Genomic DNA, 7,891 nt, shown 5'->3' with positions numbered 1-7,891 from the left:
CGCTGTTCCGGTCCTGCGCAGCCGTATGGGCCCGGCAGCCGCGATCCGCGGCAGGGCTGGAAAAACTGGTGAAGGCGGCCTTTGGGGTTGAAGCCCGCGTAGAACCGTTCCGCGGCGCATGGATCGATCTGCCCGAGGAAGATCTCACCCGCCTTGGCGGAAGGGATGCGGGCAATGCCCGGCTCGGAAGCACGGCCCTGCTCGGAAGCCGTGTTTTTGACGCTTCGGCGGGGATCACCCTGCGCCTCGGCCCGCTGACGGAGGCACAGCGCCGGATGTTTCTGCCCCCTCCCGCCGGAACGTGCCGCGCAGACCTGCTCGCGCTGGTCCGCTGGTATCTGGGGGACATGGGGTGTGAAATCGTGCTGGAAAGGCAAGGGGGCACAGGGAGGAAGTATGGGTGTTGAGCAGATCGTCATGAAGTTTGTACAATATTCTCAAAGTATTTGCTCTTTTGATCAAGGCTTTCTTTTGAAACTCGATGCGGCGCACGCGGGCAGCAAAGGCATCTGCTATGCCCTGTCGTCATGTTTTATCCTCGGCTGCCTGAGCGGAAAAATCCCAGAGGACAGTTTTAAAATCATATCTGATTACAATAAACTGGATACGCTTGTCGCCATACAGAAAGCGTATTCGGACTTCAATGAGGATCGGGCGGGCATTTCCGAGGAGGAAAGGGACAAGATCAATGTGGAGCACACGTTCCATGAGCTTATGGGCGGGACAGGCTGGTTTTCTTGTCCCGGCTTTACGGTTGAACCGGTGATGAAGCTCTCCAATCATATGGGGGCTCCCGCCTCAATCGTCGGCAAGCTTGTCTCCGGCGCGGGGACGCCTCCCAGTGCTTTTATACTCCTTCGGATGCGTTTTACTGTACGGGAGAAGATCTTGTTCATAAAATATCCGGTGGAGGCCGGACATGCGATCGCGTTGGCACAGACCCCTTCCGGTTTGTACCTGTTTGACCCGAATTTAGGGATGTTCAAGGCCCTCGGACAGGCAGAACTGGTAACAATGCTTGAATTCGTCTTTCAAGTCTATGAAGTCGAACACTATGCCTCTATCTATATTACCTGAGCCTGGAGAAAATGAATGCCCGCCGCTACCCTCACCGGTTACGAGGCCCTTTCCCGTCCGTTTCGTTACGTGCTGGAACATTACCCTGACGAGCAGCCGGATCTGGCGGCGCTGATCGGCAAACCGTATACCGTACGGCTGCCCATGCCCGACGGCTCGGCGCGTCCGCTCAACGGCATCGTGTTCCGTGCCGAACAGGGGCCGTCCACTGTGCGCTCCGCCCGGTATACGCTGGAGCTGCGCCCGTGGTTCCTGCGCCTTGATCAGGAACGTACCTGCGCTGTCTTCCAAAATATGAGCGTGCCGGAAATCGTCACCAAAGTCTGCACTGATGCTGGATTCGGGCATATCCGCAATGCCCTTTCCTCAACCTATCCGGCAAAGGAGTACACCGTCCGTTATGGCGAAACGTCGTTCGCCTTCCTGAGCCGGCTTATGGCGGAGGCCGGGATTGTGTACTTTTTCGAGCACAGCGAGTCCGCGCACACGCTGGTCATGGCCGATTCGCCCGACGTTTTCGCGGATTGCCCGCAGGGTGCGACGCTGGAATGGCTTCCCGACGCGCAGGACAAGGAGGGGGGGCCGCCCACGGAACCCTCTGCGCATGTTTTTGAGCTTTCGCTGTCACGGCAGGTTGCTGCGGCTTCTTGTTCCGTGGATGACTATAATCCGCTGACCCCTGAAACCAGCCTTGCCGCGTCCGCGGGAGAAGGGTTCCCTTGCCTCGGCTATCCGTTGGGCGGGCATATCGATCAGCAGTCCGGCGAAGGGCTCGCCGCTATCCGCTTGGACGCGTGCGAGTCGGGAGGATTCAAGCTGCGCGGGCGCTCTTCCTGTCCGGGGCTGTCCGCAGGATGCGCCTTTGCAGTGAAGGGTCACCCCGACGGGCAGGTGAATGCCCGGTGGGTGGCTACGGAAGTCCGTTTTACGGCATCGTTCCCCGGTAACGGCACTGCCGAAACCGGGCGTTTCCTGGCGGATGTTTCCGCTGTGCCCGCTTCCGCCCGTTATCGCCCCCTGCCGTTTTTCGCACGGTCCCGCATGAGCGGCCCGCTTACGGGTGTGGTCACGGGCAAGGAGGGTGAAGAGGTTTGGACGGACCAGCACGGGCGGTGCAAGGTCCGGTTCCATTGGCAGGGTGCCTCGGATGAAACCTCGTCGTGCTGGGTGCGGGTGGCACAGCCGTGGACCGGCAACGGCTACGGCGCGCTGTTCCTGCCTCGCATCGGGCAGGAAGTGGTGATCAGTTTTGTCGGGGGAGATCCGGATCGGCCCCTTGTGACGGGCATGGTCTACAATTCGGGTAATCCGCCGCCGTGGGCGCTGCCGGAGCACGCGGCCTGTTCCGGCCTGCTGACCCGGAGCTTTCCGGACGGACAGGCCGGCAATGAGCTGCGCTTCGACGATACGAAGGATGCGGAGCTGGTGTATCTGCACGCTCAGAAGGCGTTTTCCTGTGATGTGGAGGACGCCCGCACGGTGACGATCATCGGGGAGGGCGGCGACGCGCTCACGTTGGAAAAGAGCAGCCGGGTCACGACGCTCAAGGAAGGCAACGATGCCCTTACGCTGGAAAAGGGGAACCGCTCCGTCGAACTCAAGGAAGGTGACGATGCCTTCACCATTGAAAAGGGCGGCCGCAGCGCCACATTAAAGGAAGGTGACGACGCGCTGAGCCTTGAGAAAGGCAATCGGGCCGTGACGCTCAAAGAAGGCAACGATGTGCTGACGCTGGAAAAAGGCGGGCGCACTGTCGAACTCAAGGATGGCGACGACAGCCTCAAGGTAAAGGGCAAGCGGCACGTTGAAACGGGAGGCGACGAGGAGCGCAAGCACGGCGGCAACGTGGTCATCAACGTGAAGGGTGACTATACGCTGAAGGTTTCCGGCAATCTGACTATCGAAGCGGGTGGGACTCTGGCGCTCAAGTCCGCCAAGGCACAATTCTCGGCGAAGCAGGGTATGGAGATCTCCTCGTCGGCAAACCTTTCCGTTTCCGCGCAAGCGGAACTGACTCAGAAGGCTACGATGATCGACATCAAGGCTGATGCCAAGGGGACACTCAGCGCGGGTGCAATGCTTGAGGTCAAGGGCGGTCTGGTGAAGATCAACTAAAGGCTGGCTCCGCCCGGTACGGCGGAGACTGAAAGCGTTATCCGCAACACGCCGAATTGGCGTAAAGGAGGATGGGCCATGCCGCCAGCAGCGCGCGTTGGAGATATGCATGTGTGTCCCATGCAGACGCCGGGGCTCCCGCCGATTCCGCATGTGGGCGGGCCGATACTTCCGCCCGGCTGCCCTCATGTCCTTATCGGGAATATGCCCGCAGCGTGTATGGGCGATTCCGCCGTTTGCGTAGGGCCTCCGGACGTTATCATCAAAGGATCGTCTTCCGTGCTGATCGGAGGCCGCCCCGCCGCCCGCATGGGCGATCAGACGGCCCACGGCGGGCAGGTCGTCATGGGCTGTCCTACAGTCATAATCGGAGGGTAGATTCCTTATTGGGCGGGAAGTGGATGGCTGCCCCACAGGGGCTGTGATCGTTGGGTGCGTCTTCGGGCTTTACGGACATCGACAGCAGCGTCCCTCCCCGGGCTCCTTCCTCCCAAGGCTTTCGATGTTATCGAATCCCTCCTTGTCGGCCTTTCGGGTAGACAAAAATAAAACCCGCTCGGACATGTTGTCTGGGCGGGTTTTTGATTTGGAGGAACAGCGGGAAAAGGCTTGCGCATAGGATAGGAAGTTTTCCCCTTGACCGGAACGAACTCCTGTTGCGCGGCCTCTCCACGAATCGAAGTTCCTGCGGGATGGGTTCGGGGAAGGAACTGTTTTGAAAAAGCTCCCCCCGGTCTTTCCCCTTCATGCTGAAATATTGCAATGCCCGTCGAGGCCGCACGCGTTGGCGGGGCGTGTCTCCGAGCCGTCGGCTCCTCCGCCGAGCACGGAGGCAAGCTTGGCGGCCACAACGGGATAATCCGCATAACCGCGCGCCAGCACATGGCGCTCGCCGTCGTCCGTTTCAAGAAAGAGGGTGGGATAAACCACAAAGTCACCCAGTATATCGAGCGCTTCCTCTCGTTCGGCTTCCGCGGCGGCCTGTACGCCGGGGTCTTCTAACGCTCGCATGAAGACGTCGCCGTCCACATTCGCCATACGCATCTGGACTTCGGGGGCGAGCACGTCGCGGCCTTCGCCGTAAAAGGCCGTCTGAAAGGCCTCCATCTGTTCGAGCTCGTGTCCCGGGGCCAGTTTTTTCAGCGCCGCCAGAGGCACGGCCATATCCGGGGAAAACATGCGGAGATCTCCCTGCCCCGGCTCAAGGCGGCGCAGGAAATCCTGCCCGACGGCTTGTCCCGTGGTCTTGGCGAGCCGGACGAAAAATTCCCGCATGGTCGGGTGGTTCCTCATCATTTCGCCGGTGGTGGTTGGGTTTTCCACCAGATCGCCGCTCAGCACGCGTACGGGATAGCCGGGATGCTCGGAGGAAATCCGCTGCATGACCGGGGCAAAACCATAACACCAAGGACAAAATACGTCCGATATATAAAGGAAATGTGACATAAGAGCACATTACTCCGAAAGCCGCCGTCTGTGAAGGGGGGCGGCTTTCGGGTATCAAAGGAGGGCCTAGGCAGGGAGGATTCGGAGGGCCGGGCAGGAATGGAAGCCTACCCCCGTGCCCGTTGCAGCGCTGCGAAAAGCGTCTCCGGATCGATGGGCTTGGCGATGTGGTCCTGCATTCCCGCTTCGAGGCACTTTTCGGCATCGCCCTTCATGGTGTGGGCAGTCATGGCAATAATGGGAATGTCCGGCAGGAAGGCCCGGATACGCCGCGTCGCCTCGATGCCGTCCAGTTCCGGCATCTGGATGTCCATGAGGATCACGTCGTAGGCCCCGGAACGAGCCATGTCCACGGCTTCGAGCCCGTTGGAGGCCACATCCACCGCGATGCCCTTCATTTTCAGGATTTCTGTAGCTACTATCTGGTTGATATCGTTATCCTCGGCGAGCAGGACCCGGAGCCCGTTGAGCGGTGCGGGCGTGTTGCCCGGCGCGGTGCTTTCGGCCTCCTTGAGGACTGCGGCAGGCCGGCGGAAGCGGAGCGTGAAACTGAATGTGGACCCTTTGCCTACCACGCTGCGCACATGGATTGTCCCGCCCATGTGCTGTACCAGCACCCGCGCGATGGCGAGGCCGAGGCCCGTGCCGCCGTAGCGCCGGGAAACCGACATATCCGCCTGGATGAACGGCTGGAACAGAGAGGGAAGCTTGTCCGCGGGGATACCGATGCCCGTGTCGCGCACGGCGAAACCCAGCGTGACGGTCTGCTGGTCCGTCTCCACGCACCGGACGAAAAGGGTCACGCTGCCTTCATGCGTGAATTTCATAGCGTTCCCCACAAGGTTGAGCAAGATCTGCCCGAGCCGCGTGGGATCTCCCACAAGCGACTGGGGCACTCCTTCCCCAACGTCAAAGCGCAGGGAGAGCCCCTTTTCCCGCACGGCATGGGTGAACATCTGGAGAGTGTTATCAAGCACCTCCGAGAGGTTGAACGGGATTTCCTCGAAGTCCATTTTGCCGGATTCGACTTTAGAAAAATCAAGGATATCATTGATGATCCGCAGAAGGGTCTTGGCGGTGACGTCGATTTTGGCGAGGTAATCCGCAATGGCGGCGGGGCATTCGCGCTGGAGCGCAAGATATGTCAGGCCGATGATCCCATTCATGGGCGTACGGATTTCGTGGCTCATGGTGGCGAGGAACTCGCTCTTGGCACGGGTGGCTTCCAAGGCTTCCTGCTGGCTTTTGAGCAGTTCGGCATTGCGGGCCGCGAGTTCCGCCGTGCGCGTCTGCACCTGCGCTTCAAGTTCAGCGGCGCGCTGGAGGGTATCGAGCGCCTCTTGTTTGCGGGCGTGGTTGTCGATGACGATGCCCACCCGTTCGGCCTTGTGGGTCAGCGGGTTGATCGCTTTTTGCCCTTTGACCAGTATCCACCGCCAGTTCCCGTTGCCGTCCCGCACCCGGTATTCGTATTCCAGCGTGCCGCCGGCGTCTTCGGCGGAAAAGCTTTCAAACACGTTGCGCACGTGCTCCACGTCGTCGGGATGGCACCGGAGCAGAAAATCCGGGAGCGTCATGTGCAGCAGGCCTTCGGGCCAGCCCAGCATCCGGCAGACGTGCTCATTGTAGGAAATGAGCCCTGTTTCGAGATCCGTGGACCACAAGGGGATGCTCGCGCTGTCCACAAGGAACTTGAGCCTGTTTTCGCTGGCGGAAACCTGCTGGACAAGCGTTTCCAGCTCGCAGGACTGGCGCTCAAAGGCAAGCTGCGTTTCCTTCTGTTCGGTGACGTCGATGATGACCCATACGCCGATTTGCCCCAGTTCGGGATCGTTCACCTGCCGCCCCCGGATGAGGGCCCATAAGCGGGTGCCGTCCCTCCGCTGGAGGCGGTGTTCGAGCGACAGCATGCCGTTCTGGGAAAGCTGGCTGAAAATCGCTTGCATCGTCGCGTTCCGCTCTTCGGACGCGCAGAGGCTAACGGCCGCGTTGCGCTTTTCCTTGCGGAGCTGGCTTCGGGTATAGCCTACCATATTCAGGTAGCCGTCGTTGGCGTAGAGGATGGTGAAGGACCGATCCAGCCTTGTAATGAGCAGGCCACCGAGCAGGTGGGAGGATATGGCGTCAAGTTGGAGATTTTTCTCGCGGATCTGCCGGGTGAGCGAGCTCAGGAGCACCCAGACGAGGAGGAGAAGCAGCAGCCCCGTGGCTCCGCTGATGGTCAGCGTCCCGTCGCGGAGTATGTTGGCCGGGCCGAGGATCTTGTTTTCGTTCACCGCCATGAGGATCCGCCAGTCCGTGGACGGAATGGGGAACCAGATGCCGAGGCTGGTGTGCCGATCCCTGGAGGCGAAACGGATAAGCTGCCCTTCCGGCTGATGGAAAATATTCTGCTTGCCGGGGCTCAGCATGTTGTCTGGAGGCGCCTCGCTGTTCCATGAGGCCAGCACTTTGCCTTGTGCGTTGATGATGTGGAAATAGCCGTCGCTCGGAGCGATGGAGGCTGTGCGTTTCCAGCTTTGCAGAAAATTTTCCAGATCAATGATGACGACAACTTCACCGATGCGTTCGCCGCCGTGTTCGCCGTCGCTGCGGACAGGGGCGCTGACGTAGGCCATGACCTTCCCGTCCCCGTTGGTGGTGCTGCCGAAGGAAGGCCGATCAATATCGGAGAAATCGGTGCGGACACTCCGGGTGATGCCGGGCATGGCCGTGGTGGAGCTGAGGATTATCTGGCCGTTCTTGTTGAGAAGGTTGAGGTTGGGCATATCCGACTGGTGCCGGATGAACAGGCGCGTAAGCCGCCGCGCCGAATCCATCTCTTCCGCCGAATCGGGATTCTTGAGCAGCCGGCGGATGGGGCCGGAGGCGGCGAGCGTCTCGACGTTCTCTGTGATGCCGGTAAAATAGGTGTGGATGGCATCGACGGCGCTTTGGGCGATCATTTTTTGATGGGCGACGAGCTCCTGTTCGAGGATGTCCTTGGCGTTATGGTAGCCGAACCACGCCATGATCCCGATGGACAGGACTACGGCGAGCAGGACGGGAGCGAACAGCGTAAGACGTTTTGGCATGTGGTCGGGGTGCGTTTGCGGACGGCGGGGCCGAGAGCGTTGATGGTGAAATCATTTTAGCCTTTTGACTTGTAGGCCGCAACCGATTTTCGGGGAAGGTGGGAGGAAGGGCTTTGAAAGGGCATAGAGGCATTGGGGAGAGGGAACCTTTTCTGGATAAAGGCTTTCTTTCTTTCTTT

The 7,891-nt window shown here is 60.1% G+C and carries 6 protein-coding genes; 4 read left to right on the top strand and 2 right to left on the bottom strand.

Annotated elements, in window-relative coordinates; all coding sequences use genetic code 11:
• The 4 genes from HMPREF0178_RS22090 to HMPREF0178_RS22640 all read left to right on the top strand — a co-directional run.
• A partial coding sequence (locus tag HMPREF0178_RS22090) for a type VI secretion system baseplate subunit TssG (protein WP_198134991.1) occupies positions 1-407 on the top strand: 407 nt, incomplete at its 5' end.
• Positions 397-1,077 carry a YopT-type cysteine protease domain-containing protein gene (locus tag HMPREF0178_RS15145; RefSeq protein WP_009380564.1) on the top strand — a complete coding sequence of 227 codons (681 nt, stop codon included), beginning with the start codon at positions 397-399 and terminating at the stop codon, positions 1,075-1,077. The genes HMPREF0178_RS22090 and HMPREF0178_RS15145, both read left to right, overlap by 11 nt.
• Positions 1,078-1,092: 15 nt before the next feature.
• Positions 1,093-3,192: a type VI secretion system Vgr family protein gene (locus tag HMPREF0178_RS15140; RefSeq protein WP_009380559.1), complete on the top strand. Its 2,100-nt coding sequence runs from the start codon at positions 1,093-1,095 to the stop codon at positions 3,190-3,192.
• A 78-nt stretch (positions 3,193-3,270) separates the two neighbouring features.
• Positions 3,271-3,570 carry a PAAR domain-containing protein gene (locus HMPREF0178_RS22640; protein WP_009380558.1) on the top strand — a complete coding sequence of 100 codons (300 nt, stop codon included), beginning with the start codon at positions 3,271-3,273 and terminating at the stop codon, positions 3,568-3,570.
• A gap of 366 nt (positions 3,571-3,936) precedes the next feature.
• Here HMPREF0178_RS22640 and HMPREF0178_RS15130 read toward each other — a convergent pair whose 3' ends face one another.
• A complete protein-coding gene (locus HMPREF0178_RS15130; RefSeq protein ID WP_232281289.1) occupies positions 3,937-4,575 on the bottom strand; it encodes a hypothetical protein in 639 nt (212 codons plus the stop codon).
• Positions 4,576-4,745: 170 nt separating this feature from the next.
• A complete protein-coding gene (locus HMPREF0178_RS15125) occupies positions 4,746-7,712 on the bottom strand; it encodes a response regulator (protein ID WP_009380556.1) in 2,967 nt (988 codons plus the stop codon).
• Between the last annotated feature and the right edge of the window lie 179 nt (positions 7,713-7,891).

The sequence above is a fragment of the Bilophila sp. 4_1_30 genome (assembly GCF_000224655.1).
Lineage (GTDB): Bacteria > Desulfobacterota > Desulfovibrionia > Desulfovibrionales > Desulfovibrionaceae > Bilophila > Bilophila wadsworthia.
This window is presented reverse-complemented; position numbering and strand designations above follow the sequence as displayed.

Excerpts from the sequence above, each read along its gene's own strand:
- HMPREF0178_RS15145 (WP_009380564.1), top strand. The coding sequence starts at position 397 with ATGGGTGTTGAGCAGATCGTCATGAAGTTTGTACAATATTCTCAAAGT.
- HMPREF0178_RS15140 (WP_009380559.1), top strand. The coding sequence starts at position 1,093 with ATGCCCGCCGCTACCCTCACCGGTTACGAGGCCCTTTCCCGTCCGTTT.
- HMPREF0178_RS22640 (WP_009380558.1), top strand. The coding sequence starts at position 3,271 with ATGCCGCCAGCAGCGCGCGTTGGAGATATGCATGTGTGTCCCATGCAG.
- HMPREF0178_RS15130 (WP_232281289.1), bottom strand. The coding sequence starts at position 4,575 with ATGCAGCGGATTTCCTCCGAGCATCCCGGCTATCCCGTACGCGTGCTG.
- HMPREF0178_RS15125 (WP_009380556.1), bottom strand. The coding sequence starts at position 7,712 with ATGCCAAAACGTCTTACGCTGTTCGCTCCCGTCCTGCTCGCCGTAGTC.